This is a genomic window from Bacillus sp. FJAT-45037 (assembly GCF_002797325.1).
GTDB lineage: Bacteria > Bacillota > Bacilli > Bacillales > Bacillaceae_D > Alkalihalophilus.
Genome location: NZ_KZ454938.1, coordinates 691,480 through 711,434 on the forward strand (window position 1 = coordinate 691,480; position 19,955 = coordinate 711,434).

The following is a 19,955-nucleotide window of genomic DNA, read 5'->3' on the forward strand; positions in this document are numbered from 1 at the left end:
CCTTAGGATTTAGGTGAGAGTTTCTCACGATTGCACCAATCATAGATGAACGTGAGTAATGTTTTCGTATAGTCAATCAATTGATCAATCGATAGTTGTTCATTCACAGCATGAGCATGGACGAGCTCACCTGGTCCGTAAATAACGGTTGGAATATTCGCTTCAGCTAACCAGCCGCCGTCTGTGACGGTTTGTGAATAACCAACAGATGCGGGGGAGTGGAAGGTTTGTTGATGAGCTTTTTTAAGTGTTTGTATTCCGTCCCATTTTTCATCAATTAAAAGAGCGGGGAAGATTTCTCCACGATCTTCAATCATTGAGGTGCCGCCCCAGCGAAAACTTGGCGGATGATCTCTTAACCAAGGATCGGCTTTGGCTACAGCGAGAAGATGTTCTTCAATCTCTTTTGTCACTTGCTGATACGTTTCGTTTGGATAGTAGTGAACTGTAATCCAAAGCGCACATTCATCCGCTACAAATGCGGCATGTCTCCCGCCTTCAATGACTGCAGGATTAATCGTGTTCATACCTGGAGGAAAGCCAGGGTAAGATTTGGTCACGGCCCAATGTCGTTCAAGTTCTTGTAAGCCTCGAATCATGGGCATCATTTTTTCAATGGCGCTGGCTCCTGTTAAACCGCCACCGGCATGAATCATATTTCGGCGCATGCCATCATGAAAGGTTTTTGGACTTTTTACTGTGATCCATCCCGTAATGACGCCGCCCTGACCGTGGATCTCACAGTTGCTTGTATCAGCAACAATCGCAAAGTCTGCCGTATAGCCACGTTCGGTGCACTCTTTTGTTCCGGCTTCCCCAACTTCTTCTCCGATGACCGATTGAAGCATGAGGTCTCCTTTTAAATCGATTCCAGCTTCATCTAACAATTTTGCAGCAAACAAGCACGCCGCTAATCCACCTTTCATATCCGCCACACCTCGCCCATAAACGGTCCTCTTAGCGACCGTCATCGTAAATGGGGGATAGGTCCAGTTTTCTTCTTTAGATACAGAGGCGACGTCAATATGCCCGTTTAAGAGCAGGCTTTGATGATGCTCACTGTTTGTTCCTGCTTTTGTAGCAACAACATTCGGGTCATTCTCATAAACTTCCCATTCATCGACTTCAAATCCAGCGTCTTTTAAGTACTGAGCAACAAAGGTCTGTGCCTCGCTTGCATTTCGCGCAGGAGGGCTTTCAGTTTGAAATTGAACCAAATGATCGAGCAACGTTAATAGTTCGCTCTCGCGGCTCTCTACTTCTTGTAAAAGGTCGTCTAGTTTAGACATTCTTACTCCTCCTCTCAATCGTTTAACAACAAAAAACCACTTCTGTAAAAAGAAGTGGTTGAAAGGACGGCATATGGATAAGGTAGACAACGATTCAATCATTAGAATAATAGGTTGTCTGCTTCATGCGACGCATTCACCACTTCCCTCCGCTAGTATTATCTAGATCAGGTAGATAGGGTTAAGGCTCTGCGCCTCTCTCAGCAAATATGCACCCCTAGTGGTCAAACGATATAATTTTTAGTTTAATCTGAAACTATCTTCAAAATATCATACTTTGAAATGTCTGACAACACAAACATGATAAAAGCCTGAAAACGCAAAAAAGCGAAGAGAGCTTGTCTCCTCGCTTTTATTTGACTATTCTTAGTTTACAGCGTCTTTTAATTGCTTACCTGGCTTGAAAGCTGGGTTCTTTGTAGCTGGGATTTCAATTTCTTGACCAGTTTGAGGGTTGCGGCCTTTACGTGCAGAACGCTCACGTACTTCGAAACTACCAAAACCAACTAGCTGAACTTTACCACCTTCAACAAGTGCACTCGTGATGCTGTCAAATACAGCGTCTACTGCTTTAGAAGCATCTTTCTTAGAAAGGTCTGCTTGCTCCGATACTGCGTTAATTAGATCTGTTTTGTTCATGAAAAAAACTCCCTTTCATACCTTGTTTTGAAAAACGAAGAAGAAGTACGTAACTTCACGTCGTTTATTCGATTGGATTTAATAGCTTTCCCAACAAGCTAAAATAACCTGCCATTCAAATTTACTCATGAAACCCTAGTGGTGTCAAGACTTTCGGGGTAAATTAGGGCAATACAAGACATTTTTTCCACTTTTTTTGACAATTCGACAACAAGTTTTGGTAGTTTCTGAGATGTTTTGAACAAAACAGAAAGAAAAAAGCCTAAGCATTGAGCTTAGACAAGGGGTAAGACATGTTACATTTTTCGTACGGTGAATGTGCTCACCATCATTAAAGCTAAGATGATCGTGATGAACATAAAGCTGTATGGTTCAAGAAATGGGACGAGCAAGGTAGAGAAGGTTAAAATACAACCCGCTGCCGTAATGGGTAATCCAACAAAATAGCGGTTGCTTTCTGTGACATTAAAGCGAGCCAATCGAATTGCGCCACAAAGAATAAATAGTATTGCAAAAATCGCTCCAACAGAACCAAATTCATGTAAGATTGCTTGATGAATTAAAATCGCAGGTGCGACACCAAAAGAAACAATATCACTTAATGAGTCCAGTTGCTTTCCGAATTCAGATGTTGCGTTAAAACGTCTGGCTGCAGCACCGTCTAGACGATCACATACAGCTGCAATCGTAATAAGAAGCAATGCCATGCGTAATTCATTTTGTAAGACAAAAACAATCGACAATGCACCGAGGCCAAGATTTATAAGAGTTAAGATATTGGCAATTTGGCTTTTTGCTTTTTTGACCGTTTGATCAAGATGTTCTAATAGGAACATTCATTTCACTCCTTAACGCCAGCAAAGAGACAAGTGCTCATCTTACTAACGTCCTTTATAAAACAATATCATACCACATACAGTTGGCTTTTAATAGGGAATCAAGTCGATAAACGAGCACTAATTTTGTTATATTTTAGGATTTTTTACCTATTCATAGTGTAAATGGGCGCGCTTGATGGTTGAGGTGTGCTAATTGATGGACTGTGCTATTTTTAGTAATTGTTCCTCACTAACCGTTTCGCTTGAGAGGTTGTAGGTTAGGCCCTGATCCGACCAACTAACTTGAATCCATGACTCGTGCTCGCTATTTACGATTCGTTCTGTATCTCCTTTACTAAAAGTTGATTTCACATAGTTGATATGAAGATTAATGGTTTCATTTTCCTCATTTTTGTAAGGAAGAAGCAACGTTGTGCTATCGTTTTGCTTATAGACTGTAACAAAATTATAGGCAAATCCTGATGGCATTGAAGCAGGCTGTTTCGGTTCAAATGGGAGATCTTCGGTAGCTTCTGTGATCGTAGCGTAGTTGGTATATTCAATGTCTGGAGGCTGGTTCGTGTTGAGTAAATGGAAAAGACATACCACAATTAATGGCAGGGCCAAAGCATATTTATATCGTTCATTATAGATCATCTCGTCTACCCTCAATGCTGCGAACCATGAGACATACATGATCACTAAAAACAAAAAGGCAAAGATTAAAAGCATCATGCCAGTTTGTAAGGAATGAAGCCAACTAGCTAATAACAGGCTAGTTAGTTGAAGCAAGCCATACATAAAACCGAAAAAGAACAAGATCAACGGCATTTTTTTTAAAGCTGACATGAAATCCCCCCTAACTACAAGATACCATAAATTCCAAATGATGATTAGATTATGTAAACAGACAACTCAAAAACTGGAAAAAGATCAAGTCCATTATAGGGAATTAATGTTAGGATATGTAGAGAGAGGAGGGAGAATATGACGATTATCGTGCCTAACTGGATTGCTGCATTTCTGAATCCTATCTCATTAATTGCTCTTTTATATGTGGTTTATGTTTTACTAATTCAAGTAGACAAACTAGCAAGACTAGAACTCTCTGAAAAAGAGATGACGTGGGTAAGTGGGATCTTAACAATTAGTACATGGATCTTCCTTCAAAGCATGGTTTTTTCTACTCACTATACGTATTCAGATACTCATTATGTTTCAGGTGATTGGAATAAATTATATCCACCTTATGAAAATAAGCAGATGATTACAACAGATCAAAACATGGTTCGAATTTGGAGTGACGAGCCTTATCCACATGAGGCAGACTATGTATTTTTTACAAGATATGCAGATCGAATACGAGTTGAGGTCACGCAGCATTTGGAACAACGCAGTGTGGAAGAGGTAGTCGAACTAGGTAAAGAGTATTTTAAACAGGCAGATAAAGAAGATTTAGAATATCGTACGTTTTCAATCAACCATTATTTAGAGAGAATCATAGCCCCTAAATTTAGGTCGATCTTAAAGGATTTAATAGCTGAGTACCCAGTTAAAGAGCTAGATGAAGAGAAGGTTCGTAACTTGGTAAAAGAAGCTGAATTGGAAATCAAAAGTGAATATCCAGATTACTTCGTGGAGTTCTTAGAGGTTGAGCGACTTTGATGGGTGCAGTCTGTTGATTTTGAGAAAGTGAGAGGGATATGACAAAAAGAGAAAAAAATATAATAGTAGGTGTTTCGATCTTGTTTCTTATTTATTCCGCTATATTAATATGGGCATGGGATGAGAGGATAGCCCCATATGAGCGGTTAGGGATGTATGCGATGCATGAATATGAGGACGTAAGAGACACAGCTGTTCAAGCAAAAGAATATTTTACTGACATTGTAGAAGGAGAGGCGGAGTATTTGGAAAATGAGATTTGGTTAGTACAAACCTCTTTTTCTACGCGTTATATGGGTACGATTAATCAAGAAGCCGAGCAAATCAATCTACTTTTAAATGAAAGCCGAACTGCTTTTGCTGAGGGAAATGAAGAGAACGCAATTTATTTATTAGAAGATGCGATAAACGTATTTGAGTTAATAAGTATTAAATCAGATCGATTAGAGTCTTTTAAAGATAGATATTCCTATTTTGAAGTCGGTTATCAAGTAGAGAGAGGGAATTATTTTTCTAGTGAGCTTTACCAATATTTAGAGGACGGGGAGTGGGAAGAATGAAGATCCAACTAGTGCTTTTATTTATAATCTTATTATTGATAACCAGTGCATGTGGGCAAGGAGCGAGTCCTTCTAGTCAGGATGCAGATAGTGCAGAACCTTCTATCACTAACGAGGAATGGCTGATAGCGGCGGATAATGAAGAGCAAGCTGTTGCTCTTATTCGTTCGTTTGTTGATGCAGAATTAGCGACAGAAGCTTACTCAGGCCTTTATTTAGAGTGGGAACCACATAAACACTTCGTCGTCTTAATTCAAGAAGACGAGAATGTGAACGAAGTAGGAGAACGCTTAGAACAGTTTTCCTATGAAGAGATGGGGGATGAAGGTCAATTTCCAGTGCGGTTAATACCAGCCACCTACTCTTATCAAGAGCTTGATGATGTAGTAAGTAAAATCACTCAATCAAGCGATATGCTCATGGTTAATGGTCAACATATATTGTCATGGGGGGTAATGGAGAAAGAGAATCATGTTGAGCTTCAAGTACCATCTAAAGAAGGCGTAGACCTAAACGTACTAAACAAAATAATAGATGATCGCCATGACATTCTTCATCTGAGAGAAGGTGTGATGGAAGAATTAGATGAAGATGGTTTACCAACTGTCGAACCTAATAGAAGAGGTGTCATTTTAGAGGTGAACGAGGAAGTAGACAACGGAATTGTCATCTTTATAGAAGAAGAGCTCTATGCATCCATTGACAGTTTTACTGTGCTGAAAACTGAACATGGGGAGGATCTGTCTTTGCACGAACTAGAGGTAGGGCAAGAAGTGACTGTGTGGATAGACGGTGCTATGGAAGCCTCTTTACCATCGTCCGGATATGCTGCGGCCATTTTGTTGCACTCAAATGATTAGAAAGAAGGAAGTGTTTTCGTTTTGAAATGGAAAATGTCTTTGATTGCTTTTATATTGTTCTTATCAGCTTGTTCCAATCAGGCACTTAAACTTGATGACCCAGTTATGATATTAGATGGGAATGAGGTTACATTCTCTGATGTTGGGAGTGCACATCCGTTAGAAGAAGAATATATTTTAGCGTATGCACTTAATGAAATTATCATGATCGAAGCTAAGAAACACGGCATCGAAATAACTAATGAAGAAATTCGTCAACAAGTATTGAACAAACTTCCAGGTTATGAAGAGATGGAAATAAGTGAAGTGATTGAAAGTATGGGGAAAACAGACTTTGTCCATGAACAAGCACAAAGACTTCAAATGTCAGCCGAAGAGTTCTTTCTTCAATATCTAACTGAAAGAGAGAAAAAATCTTTATATACAAATCATTATATAGAGTTGCAATTTGGCAGCATTGATTCATCAACGGATATAGATGAGTATGTTCAGCAAATTCATTTACATCAAGAAGAACTGTTAGCCGAGTATAAAGAAAAGGGAAGATTAGTGTTGGTAGATTAATTTAACAATCGATTGAAGGGGGAGCGGCTTAAACGCACCCCCAATTGTTTGTTCGAATCCTCGTTGGTTAAATTACTTATGCCCTAGCCTCTTTAAGCGTTTCATCCTTCGATGTTGATCTTCTAGCTCCTAAACCAACTAAACCCGTAATACGTACCTGCTGCGAACACGAGAATCCATGCAACAAGGCTAGCGGTCATCCACCATGTCGCAGCCTTTTTAGTGGCTCCGAGTGCAAGTGCCATGAGAATCGTCAAATGCGTGCCGATAATGAGTGGTCCACCAATCGAGAGGCCAGGTAAACCGTATTTGTTCCAAACACGTGTCGCTCGTTCTTGACGTTTTGTCGGTGGTTGCTCCTCAATGCCTTTCTTTTCACGACGATGTGCACGCCATTCCACAAATTTCTCATAGAAGACAACAACTAACAGAACGGTTAACATGTTTCCGACAAAACCGACAACGGAGACAAGGACAGGATTAAGTCCCCGAATGATTCCAATGGGAATGACGACAATCGCTTCAAGCCACGGTGTTGCTGCTGCCAGAAACACTAAAATATATTCCCACAATATTTGCATGAATAATCTCCCCCTAAAAAGAAAAGAAGCAGTCTTAAGACCTGCTTCCCTTCATCTTCTTATCATACATTTTCTTTAAATCATCTTGCTTGCTGATCCCAGCTAATGGCACACCTACACGATAAGCAGAGCGTCCCATCATCATACCAGCTACAGGAGCGGTTAAGAACACGAATAGAATCGTAAGCAACAACTTACCGATAAACATGTCATGAGTCAAGAAGAAATACAAGAACGTTGCGAACATAATCGAGATGACACCGAGTGTTGCACTTTTTGTCGCAGCGTGTAATCGTCCGTATACATCAGGAAAACGAATGATCCCGATCGAACCCAGCAAGCTTAAAAACCCACCAAGTAAAATAAAGATGCTTAGAATGATCTCAACCGCGGTCAAAGACAACACCCCTTTCAATAAATTTAGAAAGCGCAATCGAACCTACAAAGGCAAGAATGCTGATGACAAGAACAACCTCTGAATAAGCAAGCGTATCTTGAAGGATCATAATGACACCAATAAACCCAATTAAATTAATGCCAAACGTATCGAGCGCTACGATGCGGTCAGACATCGTAGGGCCGATTAACGTACGGATAAAGCAAATGAACAACGATACAGACATGACCATAAGAACAATCATTAAAATTGAATGAAACATTACTTGGTCACCTCCAAAATCGCACGTTCAAATGTGTTATGAATTTCACGGATCATTTCCTCTTTATTTGGAACATCGATCGCATGAATGTAAATATACTTATTATCATCTGAAAAATCCATCGATAGTGTACCAGGTGTTAGTGAGACAAGGCAAGCAAGTAAGCTTAGCTCCCACTTTGTTTCTAGCTTCGTCGGTACAGCTACAATTCCCGGTTGAATGTTCATCTTAGGGCTTAAGACGATTCTTATCATATCAATATTTGAAAGAACTAATTCTTTCAAAAACAACCCAATTAACTTAATGACGGCCCACACACGACGCATGTAAAAGTCAAAGCGTAAGAAGCGACGTAAGACAAACAAAATGAGAATCCCGACAACGTACCCGATGAAGAAGTCTACACCTGTATAGCTATTTTGAAAGTTGACCCAGATGATCGCAATGACAAGATTTAATAAAATTTGAAAAGCCATAGCAACTACTCCTTAAGGACAGATTCGATATAAATCGTTGGGTCTAGTAATTGTTCTGCAACCTGCAATGAATATTGGAAAATCGGTTCGGCTGCAAAACCTAAAATAATCGTAAGGGCTACAAGTGGCACAATCGGCAACAGGAGCTTACCAACTTTGTAGTTTGCTTGTGCTTCTGTGTGCTTTTGTTCGCCCCAGAATGCGTAGATGAAGATCTTCATCATCGAGAATAGAGTAAGGAGACCAACGGCTAAAGCAACCCCTGCAATAATGTAATTCTCTTCAAGGAATGCAGCTAAAATAAGCGCAAACTTACTGAAAAATCCACTTAGAGGTGGGATACCTGCAAGTGAGATCGCAGAGATAAAGAACATCCATGCTAGTAGTGGGTGTGTTTTTAGTAGTCCACCCATTTTCTTTAAGTCCGTTGTTCCGGTAATTTTTTGAGTTGCCCCAGCAAATAAGAACAAGGCCGCTTTAACAATAATGTGGTGGGCGATATAGTAGATCGCACCAGCAATGGCTAGTTGAGTGTAAATACCTAGCCCCATCACCATGTAACCAACCTGACTAATGATGTGATAAGACAGGATTCGTTTGAAGTCGAACTGTGAAACGGCTCCAAGGACCCCAAAGACCATCGTTAACCCTGCTAAGATCAGGATTAAGTTGTGCGTAAATCCTGGATCATGCGTGAAAATTAGTGTGAAGGTACGCATGATCGCATAAATACCAACCTTCGTTAGTAGTCCCCCGAATAACGCGGCAATCGCTGCTGGTGGCCCGTAGTAAGAACGTGGCAACCAGAAATAAAGAGGGAATAATCCACCTTTCATCGCAAAGACCACTAAGAATAAAACGGCGATTACGTTAAGGACACCAGTTTGTTCAAGTTGCCCAACTTTTACGGCTAAGTCAGCCATATTTAACGTGCCTGTCACCGCGTAGATATAACCAACACCAACGAGGAACAAGATTGATGCGAACACGTTGATAATGACATATTTTAATGATTCACGTAATTGATACTTCGTCCCGCCCATTACGATTAAAATATAAGATGAAATCAACATGACCTCGAAGAAGACGAATAAGTTGAATAAATCTCCTGTCAAGAATGCTCCATTCACCCCAGCAAGTAAGAAGAAGTAGAACGGATAGAAGTAGAACTTCTCACGTTCTGATGAGATCGTTTGAAAAGCAAAGAACAAACAAACAACCCCGACAATACTTGCTAAAATGACCATCATTGTCGCAAACAGATCAGCAACAAGCACGATACCAAATGGTGCCTGCCAGTTCCCTAATTCAAGAACGGCGATTCCGTCCTGATACACAACAATGGCAATATAGATCGAAACAAGCAACATCGCAACCGCAGTAAAGGCACTGACTACACGTTGAAGGTTATGATGCTTTGCAAATAAGATAAGAATTGTACCTACAATAAATGGGATTAGAATCGGTAGTATGATTAAGTTATTCATCTGCAGATCCCCTTAATTGGTCTAAATCATCTGTCTTGTGCTCTTTATACGTTCTATAGGCAAGCACAAGTAAGAATGAAGTGACCCCAAAACTAATAACAATTGCTGTTAAAACTAGTGCTTGTGGCAACGGATCAGTGAAAGTCGTTGCTTCAAGACTAAGTAGTGGTGGTGCGCCTCGTTGTAAGCCAGCCATCGTCAAAATAAGAAGATGGGCTCCATGAGAAAGTAAGATTAACCCTACAATAACGCGTAATATGCTTTTTGTAAGAATAAGATACGTTCCGACCATAAAGAGGACACCAACAGTGATGGACATTAAAATTTCCATTACATATCATCCTCCGCAATCGTAAGAATTATCAATAGAGCAATCCCGACAACAACTAAATAAATGCCTAAATCAAAAGGTAGTGCTGTTGTTAATTCGGTCTCACCTAGAATGGGGATTTGGTAGTACTCAAAATATTGAGTTAGAAATGGATCTCCAACTAACATTCCACCAAATCCTGTAGCGATCGCTAACAATAGACCAAAAGCGATCATTTTTGTGAAGTCAAATGGAATGGCTTTTTTGATGCTCTTCATATCAAATCCAAGATACATCAATAATAAAGCACTTGCTGTCATTAATCCGCCGATAAAACCTCCGCCGGGGTTATTGTGACCGGCGAAGAATAAATAAACGGAAAATGTCAGGATGATGAATGTCACAATACGAGTAACAGAATGAAGAAGGACATCATTAGATTTTATATTCTTCACACATCTTCCCTCCCTGTCATTCGTAACTTAATTAAGGTAACGACACCAAGAGCTGCGATACCTAGTACGAGTACTTCTAGTAACGTATCAAGTCCACGGAAGTCAACTAAGATGACGTTAACCATGTTGTAACCACCAGCAAGTTCTTTAGAATTCTCGACAAAGAATTGAGAAATTGGTTCAATGCCTGCTTCGCTACCTAAAGCTAGAGAACTTAATGCAATCGCAGTGACAAGGAAACCAACACCAATCGAGATCACCAAGTTTAAAATATTAAAGCGTGGCTTGAACTCTTCTTTGCGAAGTTCTGGTAAATGGTAAAACGCAAGCATGAACAAGACGACGGTTACTGTTTCAACTAGAAGTTGCGTAAGTGCTAAGTCTGGTGCACGGAACACAACAAATAATAAAGCTAGTAAGAAACCGATGACCCCGACGACAATAATGACCGTCATTCGTTGATTAATAAACGGAATGGAGATCGTTGCCGCGATAAAGACGATTGTCAACACCCAAATGTAAGGAGCGATGCTCGTCACATCTGTTGTATTAATTGTAAAGGCATCGTAGCGGAACATTGTGTATCCGAGTAACAGAACCATAAAGACTGTCATATAGACGAAGTAGTCGCGTAATAGACCTGTCATTTGAATTCTAGTTACAGCTTGAGAACCACTGATGACTCCACTTAGTCCATTATCGTAGAACCAGTTTAGTGGGTCGCGTTCTTTTAGATAGAATGCCGTCTTCGACCAACTCTTCATCATGAAGTAGAGGAGTGTACCAACAGCTATGACCCCAAACGTCATAAATAATTCAGCGTTAAATCCGTGCCACATATAAATATCAACATGAAACAATTCACCCTCCGCTAAAACCGTAGGAAGAATCGCATGCATGGCAGGTTCAATAATGGTGTAAGCAAGAATGTTCGGGAAGAATCCGAACACGACGACTAATGACCCTAAAATAATCGGGCTAATAAGCATTCCAATTGGTGCTTCATGCACTTTTACATCATAGTTCTCTGGTTTAAACTTACCTGTGAATGTTTTGAAAAACATAATTAGGCAGTATAAGAAGGTAAACACACTGGCAATCCAAGCTACCACTGGGAGCAAGATACCGAGTGTTTGCATGTTCCATATCTCCATTTCTTGAGCACGCAAGAGTCCTGTAAAGAACATTTCTTTACTTAGGAATCCATTAAACGGCGGCAAACCAGCCATAGATGCGAGACCAATTAATGAAACCGTAAAGGTGATCGGCATGATCGACATCAATCCACCTAGCTTACGTATATCACGAGTGCCTGTTTCATGGTCTATAATTCCGGCAGTCATGAACAAGCTTCCCTTAAATGTAGCGTGGTTAATTAAGTGGAAGATCGCAGCCATCGTTGCAAAGGAATAAAACGTTGCTTCTGTGCTATTGCCATAGTGAAGAGAAGCAGAACCGAGTCCGAGTAAACTCATAATGAGACCGAGTTGACTAATCGTCGAGAAAGCAAGAATTCCTTTAAGGTCTTTTTGTCGAACCGCAGATACAGATCCCCATATGAGCGTCATCGTACCAAATCCAGTAAGAAGCCAGAACCATTCCGGCGCTCCACCAAATACAGGTGTTAAACGAGCAACAAGATAGATCCCTGCTTTAACCATCGTTGCCGAATGTAAATAGGCACTGACAGGTGTAGGGGCTTCCATTGCATCTGGTAACCAAATGTGGAATGGGAATTGTGCAGATTTTGTAAACGCACCAAGCAATACAAGAATCATTGCTGGTAAGAATAACGGGCTTGATGTCACAAGATCAACATTATCAATGATTCCACGAATGCTAAACGTTTCTGTCATTACATAAAGTAAGATGAAACCACCTAACATAGCAAATCCACCAAATACAGTGATTAACATTGATTTTTGTGCACCGTATGTAGATTTTTCACGATGGAACCAATAACTAATTAATAATGAAGAAGCTAAACTTGTTAATTCCCAGAATACATAAAGGACAATTAAGTTATCGGATAAGACAACCCCAAGCATGGCCCCCATGAACATGAGTAGATACACATAAAAATTGTTCAGGCTCTCAGTCTTCTTCGATAAGTAGAAGATCGAATAGAGGATAACGAGCGTTCCAATTCCTGTGATGAGTAAGGCAAACAGTATGCTTAGCCCATCAATGAATACAGTAAAATTAATTCCAAGGGAAGGTACCCATGGAACGGTGTGTTCGACAACCTCACCTGAGGAAGTCACAGTAAGATATTGGATAAAGTAAATAAAAAGCACAAGCGGCAAAATTAAGACAAACCAGCCTGTATGAACCCGTCTAGCGTATTTGTACAAAAATGGGATCAAAATTGCTAACAAAAAAGGCGAAATCGTAGCCCAATGTAGTACGGTCAAATTACATACCTCCTTAAATAATCTTTCATAAAATTGGTTGGGCTCATTGTATTCATATCCTCTACTGCGCGTTTAGAAACCGAACAATTTTTAGACTATGTAGAATTATAACCTAATTTAAATTGCCGTGCATCCTTACAGTTTCTAGCTTCACCTGCTTTTTACAAAATTATTAAATATGAAGAAAGGCGAAAAAAATTATTAAAAAAATTTTAGAACAGCCGGGTTTACCGTGATTACCTCTACTATTCTCTTCCAATAACGGATGTAGATGTATATTATTCCCCCATTTGCGACAACCTACTAAAAAACATGTAAGGACTGATGAGGTTGTCTACGAAACGAAAGAGCGTCATAAGTGGGCTCATTTTTCTGGTCATTTTTGTAGGCGGGATTTTTGCGAATGGGTACAATGAAGAGATGACTCATAAACGGGTAAAGGATGTCCCTGGTCAGATCGGAATTCAGCAATATCAAGAAGAAGACTCGCCGTTTGGACCGAGAGAATACTTACGAGTAATACAAACGAGAAGTTGGTTAAACGAAGAAGGAGAGCAACCTGAGTAGGTGCTCTCCTTCTTTAATATGTGTTCATCTATGTGAATGAGTTATGATGGCTTAAAACTGAACAAGGTGTATTTGATTTCTTATGAAGAAAGTTTAATTTTATTAAGCAACGAACGGCGGCGTATTTCTAGTTGAATTAATTCAATAAAATCAGCGTTTAGATCAAGTTCAATGGCTTTGTAATAGGTTTCAATCAACAGTTCATCCGATAAATTTCTCATCACGTCTCACACAACTAAGGTGAGGTCACCTCCTTGGGTACTTTTTTTTGCTTTTGCGTTCTATAATAGTCATGTAGGTCATATCATGTAAGTTGCCTTGAATGTATTTAAATCTTACCATGTCTACAAATGGAGAACAATCGTTCGTTTTATCCACAGAAAGTAGTGGATAAACTGTGGGTTCATTGTTCATTTCCTACTTAAACCCCTGTCAATAGAGGGAGGATAAGTGTATAACGTTATCCACAGTGTAGAGTGTTGACGAATGCCGTCGAAAACTTTTTTTGATTATCTAAACCATTCAAATCGATCATTATAAATTGAATTATACGAAATTCGTTGAAATATTGGATAGACAACGGTATAGTTATGGTTTGACTACGTATATAAGATGGAAACCTTTGCAAACATCACTAATAAATCAAAGCATGAAATAATTTCTTCTATAATATTTCGTGTGAATGGGGTGGAATGATGATCAAAAACCTATTGCCAAATAAGTATGTGAAAAGCATTTTTGAGATTAACCTTGATGAATTAAAGGAAGTTGGAATTAAAGGTGTAATCACAGATTTAGATAATACGCTTGTAGAATGGGATCGACCTGAAGCAACGCCAGAAGTTCGTGAATGGTTTAAAAAGCTACAAGAGTATGGCATGAACGTAACCATTGTCTCTAATAATAGTAGAAGAAGGGTACAAGCCTTTTCTGACCCTGAAAAAGTGGTCTTCATTCATAATGCAAAAAAACCAATGCGCAGAGCGTTTAGACAAGCTTGTCGTCAAATGAACTTGGCTCCTGAAGAAGTAGTCGTAATTGGGGATCAAATTTTTACAGATGTACTAGGCGGAAATCGTGCGAACTTGCAAACGGTTTTGGTCGTACCTGTAGCAAAAACAGATGGACTTGCCACTAAGTTCAATCGACGCATGGAGCGCGTCGTTTTGAACTGGATGAGAAAAAAAGGCATGATCCAATGGGAGGAGTAGACATGGAAGAACAAGTGATTACTTGTGCAGGCTGTGGTATAACGATCCAAACGGAAGATAAAAATGGATTAGGATACGCACCTAAATCTGCACTTGAACGTGATGTTGTCATTTGCCAACGTTGCTTTAAATTAAAACATTATAATGAAGTGCAAGATGTGTCACTAACAGATGACGACTTTTTAAAGTTATTAAATTCATTAGGGCATACGAATGCATTAATCGTTAAAATTGTCGATATTTTCGACTTTAACGGAAGCTGGTTACCTGGTTTACATCGATTTGTCGGGAAGAACGATGTGTTACTAGTCGGCAATAAAGTGGATCTATTACCAAAGTCGCTAAAGCCTAACCGCTTAATTAATTGGATGAAGAAGTCGGCAAAAGAACTAGGCATGAAACCAGTTGATGTGTTATTGATGAGTGCAGAAAAAGGCGATGGTGTCCTAAATATCGCCTCAGAAATTGATCGTTTGCGTAATGGACGAGATGTATATGTCGTTGGATGTACGAATGTTGGTAAATCAACCTTTATCAACCGAATCATTAAAGAATTTGGTGGGGATACAGAGCAGTTAATTACAACCTCTCACTTCCCAGGGACAACATTAGACATGATTGATGTTCCGCTTGATGATAAATCGGCATTATATGACACACCAGGTATCATCAATCATCACCAGATGGCTCATTTTATTGATAAGAAAGAACTGAAAGACATTACACCTAAAAAAGAAATCAAGCCAATGGTGTTCCAATTAAATGAAGGGCAAACTCTTTATTTTGGTGGCATGGCGCGCTTTGATTTTGTCTCAGGTTCTCGTTCATCCTTTACGTGCTTCATATCGAATGCGTTGAACATTCATCGTACAAAGCGTGAAAAAGCGGACGAGCTGTATGAAAATCAAAAAGGGAAATTATTAACGCCTCCGGGAGAGGAAAGCTTACGTGACTTCCCGCCCCTTGTGAAACATGAGTTCACAATTAAAGATCAGAAAAGTGACATTGTCATTTCTGGACTTGGTTGGATTACGGTGAATGATACGAATCTTAAAGTAGAAGCTTATGCACCTAAGGGAGTAGGCGTATCCATTCGCGAGTCAATTATCTCTTAACAAATTAGGAGGTAGAAAAAGATGGGGAAACGGTACGGATTAATTGGACATCCAGTCGGTCATTCGATGTCACCGCTTATGCACAATGAAGCTCTTTTAGCACTCGGTCTCGATGCGGTGTATGAGGCGTTTGATGTGAGAGAACAAGCATTAGCACCTTTTATGACCAAATTGCGAAATGGTGAGTTAGACGGAATCAACGTCACGATTCCGCATAAAGTAGCGGTGATGGACTTCTTAGATGAGGTCGATGAAGTTGCTCGTCAAATTGGCGCTGTGAATACAATCGTCAAAGAAGATGGAAAGTTAGTTGGGTATAACACAGATGGCGTTGGATACTGGCAGTCGGTTGAACCATTTATCACGACTCCGTATGAACAGCAACGCGTTCTGATCATCGGGGCAGGCGGGGCAGCAAGAGCAGTCACAACGGCTTTCTTACAAGCGGGCGTTGGGCAATTGATCGTTTGTAACCGCACCGTGGAAAAAGCTGTAGCTCTCTTAAACCGGTTGAACACGCAACATGTGACGACAGATGCTTGGTCGTTAAAGAAAGCAGAAACAGAATTAGAACGATTTGATATCATTGTGAATACGACATCTGTAGGAATGAGTCCGAACATAGACGATCAACCGTTATCACTTCAACGAATGAAGTGCGAGGCGATTGTCAGTGACCTAATTTATAACCCACTAGAAACGGCCTTCTTACAAGAAGCAAAACAACGTGGGGCTACGACTATAAACGGGTTAGGTATGTTTGTGAACCAAGGAGCATTGTCCTTTCAATATTGGACCGATCAAGCACCGGACAGAATGCGTATGACAGACAGTGTGATCAAGAAACTTGGAGGGTAATTTATTATGTTAAAAGGTAAACAAAAGCGATTTTTACGTGCAAAGGCTCATCACTTAGCGCCGATTTTTCAAGTTGGTAAAGGTGGCGTCAACGAGAATATGGTCGCTCAAATTGACGACGTACTAAAAACACGTGAGTTAATCAAAATCAGCATCTTGCAAAACTGTGATTTTGATAAAAATGAAATAGCTCGTGACTTATCTAAAGGGGCAAGAGCTGAATTAGTACAAGTGATCGGGAATACGATTGTGCTGTACAAGGAATCAAAAGAAAACAAAGAGATTGTTCTTCCTTCATAAACTAAGTGAGAGTTGGTGTGTGATGTGAGACGAGTTGGGCTTTTTGGAGGGACATTCGATCCTCCTCATGTAGGGCATTTAATGCTAGCGGAAGAGGTGCGAGTGGAATGTCGCCTTGATGAAGTTTGGTTCATCCCTGCGTCAACACCTCCACACAAGGAACGTTCCGATATGTCTTCCATTGATGAAAGACTTGAATTGGTCAAGATTGCGACACGATCCAATCCCCATTTTCAAGTATCGACGATTGAAAGAGATCGCGGAGGGCGTTCGTATACGATTGATACGGTAAAACAATTACAAAGAGAACATCCTGATGTGGAATTTTTCTTTCTCATCGGGGGGGATATGGTCGAATCGTTAGCAAGCTGGGTCGGCATTGATGAACTGATTGAGCTCATCACATTTATTGGTGTGAACAGGCCGAACACGTCACCATCGACTGCATACATTGAGCATGTCAGGCATGTGGACTTCGCTCAAATTGACCTATCCTCTACGATGATTAGAAAGCGAGTCGCAGAAGGCAAGTCGATTCGCTACCTTGTATTAAACGAGGTTGAGGTTATGATAAGGGAGAGTGGGTTATATGGAGAAGGATCAGGCACTTGAGCTTGTCCGGCCGCATTTAACGGAACACCGTTATCAGCATACGCTCGGTGTAGTTGAAACAGCGAAAGAACTAGCTGCTCGCTTCGGTGCTGATGTGAAAAAAGCAGAACTTGCCGCTGTGTTTCATGATTATGCGAAGTTTCGTGATAAGGATGAAATGCGGGATCTTGTTAAGTCGACACTCAAAGAAAAAGACATCCTTGAATACGGAGATGAGCTGCTTCACGCTCCGTGCGGCGCCTATTTTGTCCAAAAAGAAATAGGACTGACTGATTCAGAGGTGTTAGGCGCGATTCATTACCATACAACCGGTCACCCCGATATGACACTCTTAGAGAAAGTGGTTTTCCTTGCCGATTATATCGAGCCGGGCCGCCAATTTAAAGGGGTAGAAGAAGTACGAGAACTCGCAACAACCGATCTAGACGAAGCGATCATTCAATCGCTTGAAAATACGATCTATTTTTTGATGAAAAGGCGTCAACCTATTTACCCTGATACACTGAACACATATAATACATTAATTAAAATTAGAAGGAGTCGTGTATAAATGACTGAATCAAAACGATTAGAATTAGCACTTCATGCAATTGACGACAAACGTGCAGAGAATATTGTAGGACTAGATATGAAAGGAATTTCATTGATTGCGGATTACTTTGTAATTTGTCATGGTAACTCTGAGAAACAAGTACAAGCAATCGCACATGCACTTAAAAAATTAGCGCAAGAAGAAGGCATCGACATTAAGCGTTTAGAAGGATTTGATCAAGGTCGTTGGGTCCTAGTTGACCTTGGTGACGTTGTCGTTCATATCTTCCATAAAGATGAGCGTTCATATTATAACCTCGAAAAACTATGGGGAGACGCACGATCGATTGAAATCGAAGGAGTTCTGAATTAATGGAGTTAAAGCCTGGGTTTACAGTCACTCTTGAAGTAGCTCGTAAAGCGAAGTTTGGCTACTTTTTAACCGACGGCACAACCGACATCCTTCTCCACGATAATGACGTGGAGGGTGATGTTGAAATCGAACAACGCCTTGAAGTCTTCTTGTATCACGACCATGAAAATCGACTGTGTGCTTCGATGAAAATGCCGATTTTACAAGGCGAGCAGATTGCTTGGCTTGAAGTCGTTTCCATTAAAATAGGTCATGGCATCTTTATGTACAATGGCATTTCACGTGACTTGTTCTTATCAATCGATGAATTACCATATGATCGCAATCTTTGGCCGAAGCCCGGTGATAAGCTTCCTGTTTCCTACACATGGGACAAAAAAGGAAGATTAATGGCTCGTCTTGTGAAAGGGTTACCGATGGAAGAGCAGTCCGTCAAAGCGCCTGATATCATGATGAACAAAGAAGTGAAAGGTCGTGTCTACCACTACTTAGATGAAGGGGCAGCGATCTTTACCGACGACAAGTACTTAGCGTATCTTCATGACAATGAAATGATCCAAGAGCCACGTTACGGGGAAGAGCTATCAGTTCGCGTGATTTATGTACGCGAAGACGGCCGATTAAACGTGACGATGCATCCACTTCGTTCTGAACGTCAAGAAAGTGATGCGGAAAAGCTTGTTCGTTATATGGAAGAAAGAGGCGGTCAGATGCCTTATTGGGACAAGTCTCAGCCAGAGGATATTAAGCATCGTTTCGACCTAAGTAAAGCCGCATTTAAACGCGCGCTCGGTAAGCTTCTAAAAGAAGGGAAAATCGAGCAAAAAGACGGTTGGACGCATCTAAAGGAGAAAAAATGAGTTATCAAGCCTTTGCAACACTGTATGATCGTTTAATGGCCGATGCTCCTTATGATGAGTGGGTAACGGTTTTAAAACGAGCTCTTGCAGTAGACTCCTTACAAGGGGTCTCTCTTTTGGATGTCGGTTGTGGCACAGGAGAATTGCTCGTTCGCTTGGCGAATCAAGGAGCAGATGTAACAGGGGTCGACTTATCAAATGAAATGCTAGTCGTTGCTCGTGAGAAATGTATGGCAGCCGGTGTTTCACCGCTTCTGTTGCATCAAGATATGCGTGACTTAGAAGTGTTAGGGGAGTTTGATGCAGTCACTGTGTTTTGTGATTCGCTCAACTATCTTGAGACAGAAAAGAGTGTTTTAGCAGCCTTCGCTTCACTGCATAAGCAATTAACACAAAATGGCCTGCTACTTTTCGATGTACATTCCACGACGAAAATGGAGCAAGGCTTTATTGGTCAAACATTTGCCGATGCGGATGAAGAGATTTCATATATTTGGCATTCTTTTGAAGGTGAACATCTATATAGTGTCGAGCATGAATTAACGTTCTTTGTGCGCTCAGAAGAGGGGACGTATCATCGCTATGATGAATTGCATAAGCAACGCACCTTCTCAGTCGAACAATACGTGACATGGCTTGAAGAAGCAGGCTTTTCTCTTGAGGGTGTCACAGCTGACTTTGGCGAAGAGCATCCGACAGATGAAAGCGAACGAATTTTTATTGTCGCACGTAAAAAGTAAGAAGGATATCG

27 protein-coding genes and 1 riboswitch are annotated in these 19,955 nt (G+C 40.5%); of the genes, 14 read left to right on the forward strand and 13 right to left on the reverse strand.

Annotation, left to right across the window (positions count from 1 at the left end; translation table 11 throughout):
* Positions 1 to 2: 2 nt before the first annotated feature.
* From CDZ88_RS03385 to CDZ88_RS03400, 4 genes are all read right to left on the reverse strand, one after another.
* Positions 3 to 1,289, reverse strand: a complete 1,287-nt coding sequence (locus CDZ88_RS03385) for an acetylornithine deacetylase (RefSeq protein WP_100372195.1) — start codon at positions 1,287 to 1,289, stop codon at positions 3 to 5.
* A gap of 127 nt (positions 1,290 to 1,416) precedes the next feature.
* A riboswitch (TPP riboswitch) is annotated at positions 1,417 to 1,518 on the reverse strand.
* Between the two features lie 137 nt (positions 1,519 to 1,655).
* Complete coding sequence (locus CDZ88_RS03390; RefSeq protein ID WP_100372196.1) at positions 1,656 to 1,928, reverse strand: HU family DNA-binding protein; 273 nt, start codon at positions 1,926 to 1,928, stop codon at positions 1,656 to 1,658.
* Between the two features lie 296 nt (positions 1,929 to 2,224).
* On the reverse strand, positions 2,225 to 2,764 hold the full coding sequence (pssA, locus tag CDZ88_RS03395; protein ID WP_100372197.1) for a CDP-diacylglycerol--serine O-phosphatidyltransferase: 540 nt from the start codon (positions 2,762 to 2,764) through the stop codon (positions 2,225 to 2,227).
* A 192-nt stretch (positions 2,765 to 2,956) separates the two neighbouring features.
* Positions 2,957 to 3,595, reverse strand: a complete 639-nt coding sequence (locus tag CDZ88_RS03400; RefSeq protein WP_100372198.1) for a DUF4367 domain-containing protein — start codon at positions 3,593 to 3,595, stop codon at positions 2,957 to 2,959.
* Positions 3,596 to 3,733: 138 nt separating this feature from the next.
* On the opposite strand from CDZ88_RS03400, the gene CDZ88_RS03405 reads away from it, so the two are divergent.
* The 4 genes from CDZ88_RS03405 to CDZ88_RS03420 are packed head-to-tail and all read left to right on the forward strand — an operon-like array spanning position 3,734 to position 6,395.
* On the forward strand, positions 3,734 to 4,411 hold the full coding sequence (locus tag CDZ88_RS03405; RefSeq protein ID WP_100372199.1) for an SPFH domain-containing protein: 678 nt from the start codon (positions 3,734 to 3,736) through the stop codon (positions 4,409 to 4,411).
* A 38-nt stretch (positions 4,412 to 4,449) separates the two neighbouring features.
* Positions 4,450 to 4,971: a hypothetical protein gene (locus CDZ88_RS03410; protein WP_157796458.1), complete on the forward strand. Its 522-nt coding sequence runs from the start codon at positions 4,450 to 4,452 to the stop codon at positions 4,969 to 4,971.
* Complete coding sequence (locus CDZ88_RS03415; RefSeq protein WP_100372201.1) at positions 4,968 to 5,831, forward strand: DUF3221 domain-containing protein; 864 nt, start codon at positions 4,968 to 4,970, stop codon at positions 5,829 to 5,831. Before CDZ88_RS03410 ends, CDZ88_RS03415 begins: the two co-directional genes overlap by 4 nt.
* Before the next feature lie 21 nt (positions 5,832 to 5,852).
* A complete protein-coding gene (locus CDZ88_RS03420) occupies positions 5,853 to 6,395 on the forward strand; it encodes a hypothetical protein (protein WP_100372202.1) in 543 nt (180 codons plus the stop codon).
* Between the two features lie 122 nt (positions 6,396 to 6,517).
* Here CDZ88_RS03420 and CDZ88_RS03425 read toward each other — a convergent pair whose 3' ends face one another.
* Genes CDZ88_RS03425 through CDZ88_RS03460 form a run of 8 tightly spaced genes read right to left on the reverse strand, consistent with a single transcriptional unit; the run spans position 6,518 to position 12,777 of the window.
* On the reverse strand, positions 6,518 to 6,976 hold the full coding sequence (locus tag CDZ88_RS03425; RefSeq protein WP_100372203.1) for a small multi-drug export protein: 459 nt from the start codon (positions 6,974 to 6,976) through the stop codon (positions 6,518 to 6,520).
* Between the two features lie 34 nt (positions 6,977 to 7,010).
* Positions 7,011 to 7,373, reverse strand: a complete 363-nt coding sequence (mnhG, locus tag CDZ88_RS03430; protein WP_100372204.1) for a monovalent cation/H(+) antiporter subunit G — start codon at positions 7,371 to 7,373, stop codon at positions 7,011 to 7,013.
* Positions 7,360 to 7,635: a Na(+)/H(+) antiporter subunit F1 gene (locus tag CDZ88_RS03435; protein ID WP_100372205.1), complete on the reverse strand. Its 276-nt coding sequence runs from the start codon at positions 7,633 to 7,635 to the stop codon at positions 7,360 to 7,362. The genes mnhG and CDZ88_RS03435 overlap by 14 nt, the downstream gene beginning before the upstream one ends.
* Positions 7,635 to 8,111 (reverse strand): Na+/H+ antiporter subunit E, encoded by a 477-nt coding sequence (locus CDZ88_RS03440; RefSeq protein ID WP_100372206.1) that lies wholly within the window; start codon positions 8,109 to 8,111, stop codon positions 7,635 to 7,637. Before CDZ88_RS03440 ends, CDZ88_RS03435 begins: the two co-directional genes overlap by 1 nt.
* 5 nt (positions 8,112 to 8,116) lie before the next feature.
* The gene (locus CDZ88_RS03445; protein WP_100372207.1) at positions 8,117 to 9,598 is read right to left on the reverse strand and encodes a Na+/H+ antiporter subunit D; all 1,482 of its coding nucleotides are present in this window, start codon (positions 9,596 to 9,598) and stop codon (positions 8,117 to 8,119) included.
* Positions 9,591 to 9,929 carry a Na(+)/H(+) antiporter subunit C gene (locus tag CDZ88_RS03450; protein ID WP_100372208.1) on the reverse strand — a complete coding sequence of 113 codons (339 nt, stop codon included), beginning with the start codon at positions 9,927 to 9,929 and terminating at the stop codon, positions 9,591 to 9,593. Before CDZ88_RS03450 ends, CDZ88_RS03445 begins: the two co-directional genes overlap by 8 nt.
* Complete coding sequence (locus CDZ88_RS03455; RefSeq protein ID WP_100372209.1) at positions 9,929 to 10,363, reverse strand: Na(+)/H(+) antiporter subunit B; 435 nt, start codon at positions 10,361 to 10,363, stop codon at positions 9,929 to 9,931. The genes CDZ88_RS03450 and CDZ88_RS03455 overlap by 1 nt, the downstream gene beginning before the upstream one ends.
* Positions 10,360 to 12,777 (reverse strand): Na+/H+ antiporter subunit A, encoded by a 2,418-nt coding sequence (locus tag CDZ88_RS03460; RefSeq protein WP_100372210.1) that lies wholly within the window; start codon positions 12,775 to 12,777, stop codon positions 10,360 to 10,362. The genes CDZ88_RS03455 and CDZ88_RS03460 overlap by 4 nt, the downstream gene beginning before the upstream one ends.
* A gap of 330 nt (positions 12,778 to 13,107) precedes the next feature.
* Between CDZ88_RS03460 and CDZ88_RS03465 the strand changes: the two genes are divergently transcribed.
* Positions 13,108 to 13,344 carry a hypothetical protein gene (locus CDZ88_RS03465; protein WP_100372211.1) on the forward strand — a complete coding sequence of 79 codons (237 nt, stop codon included), beginning with the start codon at positions 13,108 to 13,110 and terminating at the stop codon, positions 13,342 to 13,344.
* Positions 13,345 to 13,424: 80 nt separating this feature from the next.
* Here the strand turns inward: CDZ88_RS03465 and CDZ88_RS03470 are convergent, their stop codons facing one another.
* Positions 13,425 to 13,565, reverse strand: a complete 141-nt coding sequence (locus CDZ88_RS03470) for a sporulation histidine kinase inhibitor Sda (RefSeq protein ID WP_100372212.1) — start codon at positions 13,563 to 13,565, stop codon at positions 13,425 to 13,427.
* A 474-nt stretch (positions 13,566 to 14,039) separates the two neighbouring features.
* Here CDZ88_RS03470 and CDZ88_RS03475 point away from each other — a divergent pair, with 474 nt between their 5' ends.
* The 9 genes from CDZ88_RS03475 to CDZ88_RS03515 are packed head-to-tail and all read left to right on the forward strand — an operon-like array spanning position 14,040 to position 19,944.
* Positions 14,040 to 14,555: a YqeG family HAD IIIA-type phosphatase gene (locus tag CDZ88_RS03475; protein ID WP_100372213.1), complete on the forward strand. Its 516-nt coding sequence runs from the start codon at positions 14,040 to 14,042 to the stop codon at positions 14,553 to 14,555.
* A gap of 2 nt (positions 14,556 to 14,557) precedes the next feature.
* Positions 14,558 to 15,670: a ribosome biogenesis GTPase YqeH gene (yqeH, locus tag CDZ88_RS03480; protein WP_100372214.1), complete on the forward strand. Its 1,113-nt coding sequence runs from the start codon at positions 14,558 to 14,560 to the stop codon at positions 15,668 to 15,670.
* A gap of 21 nt (positions 15,671 to 15,691) precedes the next feature.
* On the forward strand, positions 15,692 to 16,528 hold the full coding sequence (gene aroE, locus CDZ88_RS03485; protein ID WP_100372215.1) for a shikimate dehydrogenase: 837 nt from the start codon (positions 15,692 to 15,694) through the stop codon (positions 16,526 to 16,528).
* 6 nt (positions 16,529 to 16,534) lie between these two features.
* Positions 16,535 to 16,828, forward strand: coding sequence for a ribosome assembly RNA-binding protein YhbY (gene yhbY / locus CDZ88_RS03490; protein ID WP_100372216.1), 294 nt, complete (start codon positions 16,535 to 16,537; stop codon positions 16,826 to 16,828).
* 24 nt (positions 16,829 to 16,852) lie between these two features.
* Positions 16,853 to 17,440, forward strand: a complete 588-nt coding sequence (locus CDZ88_RS03495; RefSeq protein ID WP_100374585.1) for a nicotinate-nucleotide adenylyltransferase — start codon at positions 16,853 to 16,855, stop codon at positions 17,438 to 17,440.
* On the forward strand, positions 17,418 to 17,990 hold the full coding sequence (gene yqeK, locus CDZ88_RS03500) for a bis(5'-nucleosyl)-tetraphosphatase (symmetrical) YqeK (protein WP_100372217.1): 573 nt from the start codon (positions 17,418 to 17,420) through the stop codon (positions 17,988 to 17,990). The genes CDZ88_RS03495 and yqeK overlap by 23 nt, the downstream gene beginning before the upstream one ends.
* Positions 17,991 to 18,344, forward strand: coding sequence for a ribosome silencing factor (gene rsfS, locus CDZ88_RS03505; protein WP_100372218.1), 354 nt, complete (start codon positions 17,991 to 17,993; stop codon positions 18,342 to 18,344).
* Positions 18,344 to 19,204, forward strand: coding sequence for a CvfB family protein (locus CDZ88_RS03510; protein WP_100372219.1), 861 nt, complete (start codon positions 18,344 to 18,346; stop codon positions 19,202 to 19,204). The genes rsfS and CDZ88_RS03510 overlap by 1 nt, the downstream gene beginning before the upstream one ends.
* The gene (locus CDZ88_RS03515; protein ID WP_100372220.1) at positions 19,201 to 19,944 is read left to right on the forward strand and encodes a class I SAM-dependent DNA methyltransferase; all 744 of its coding nucleotides are present in this window, start codon (positions 19,201 to 19,203) and stop codon (positions 19,942 to 19,944) included. The genes CDZ88_RS03510 and CDZ88_RS03515 overlap by 4 nt, the downstream gene beginning before the upstream one ends.
* The last annotated feature ends 11 nt before the right edge of the window (positions 19,945 to 19,955 follow it).

Bases quoted from the DNA above. Each gene is read 5' to 3' on its own strand.
- CDZ88_RS03385 (WP_100372195.1), bottom strand. From the start codon at position 1,289: ATGTCTAAACTAGACGACCTTTTACAAGAAGTAGAGAGCCGCGAGAGC.
- CDZ88_RS03390 (WP_100372196.1), bottom strand. From the start codon at position 1,928: ATGAACAAAACAGATCTAATTAACGCAGTATCGGAGCAAGCAGACCTT.
- pssA (WP_100372197.1), bottom strand. From the start codon at position 2,764: ATGTTCCTATTAGAACATCTTGATCAAACGGTCAAAAAAGCAAAAAGC.
- CDZ88_RS03400 (WP_100372198.1), bottom strand. From the start codon at position 3,595: ATGTCAGCTTTAAAAAAAATGCCGTTGATCTTGTTCTTTTTCGGTTTT.
- CDZ88_RS03405 (WP_100372199.1), top strand. From the start codon at position 3,734: ATGACGATTATCGTGCCTAACTGGATTGCTGCATTTCTGAATCCTATC.
- CDZ88_RS03410 (WP_157796458.1), top strand. From the start codon at position 4,450: ATGACAAAAAGAGAAAAAAATATAATAGTAGGTGTTTCGATCTTGTTT.
- CDZ88_RS03415 (WP_100372201.1), top strand. From the start codon at position 4,968: ATGAAGATCCAACTAGTGCTTTTATTTATAATCTTATTATTGATAACC.
- CDZ88_RS03425 (WP_100372203.1), bottom strand. From the start codon at position 6,976: ATGCAAATATTGTGGGAATATATTTTAGTGTTTCTGGCAGCAGCAACA.
- CDZ88_RS03435 (WP_100372205.1), bottom strand. From the start codon at position 7,635: ATGTTTCATTCAATTTTAATGATTGTTCTTATGGTCATGTCTGTATCG.
- CDZ88_RS03440 (WP_100372206.1), bottom strand. From the start codon at position 8,111: ATGGCTTTTCAAATTTTATTAAATCTTGTCATTGCGATCATCTGGGTC.
- CDZ88_RS03445 (WP_100372207.1), bottom strand. From the start codon at position 9,598: ATGAATAACTTAATCATACTACCGATTCTAATCCCATTTATTGTAGGT.
- CDZ88_RS03450 (WP_100372208.1), bottom strand. From the start codon at position 9,929: ATGGAAATTTTAATGTCCATCACTGTTGGTGTCCTCTTTATGGTCGGA.
- CDZ88_RS03470 (WP_100372212.1), bottom strand. From the start codon at position 13,565: ATGAGAAATTTATCGGATGAACTGTTGATTGAAACCTATTACAAAGCC.
- CDZ88_RS03475 (WP_100372213.1), top strand. From the start codon at position 14,040: ATGATCAAAAACCTATTGCCAAATAAGTATGTGAAAAGCATTTTTGAG.
- yqeH (WP_100372214.1), top strand. From the start codon at position 14,558: ATGGAAGAACAAGTGATTACTTGTGCAGGCTGTGGTATAACGATCCAA.
- aroE (WP_100372215.1), top strand. From the start codon at position 15,692: ATGGGGAAACGGTACGGATTAATTGGACATCCAGTCGGTCATTCGATG.
- yhbY (WP_100372216.1), top strand. From the start codon at position 16,535: ATGTTAAAAGGTAAACAAAAGCGATTTTTACGTGCAAAGGCTCATCAC.
- yqeK (WP_100372217.1), top strand. From the start codon at position 17,418: ATGGAGAAGGATCAGGCACTTGAGCTTGTCCGGCCGCATTTAACGGAA.
- rsfS (WP_100372218.1), top strand. From the start codon at position 17,991: ATGACTGAATCAAAACGATTAGAATTAGCACTTCATGCAATTGACGAC.
- CDZ88_RS03510 (WP_100372219.1), top strand. From the start codon at position 18,344: ATGGAGTTAAAGCCTGGGTTTACAGTCACTCTTGAAGTAGCTCGTAAA.
- CDZ88_RS03515 (WP_100372220.1), top strand. From the start codon at position 19,201: ATGAGTTATCAAGCCTTTGCAACACTGTATGATCGTTTAATGGCCGAT.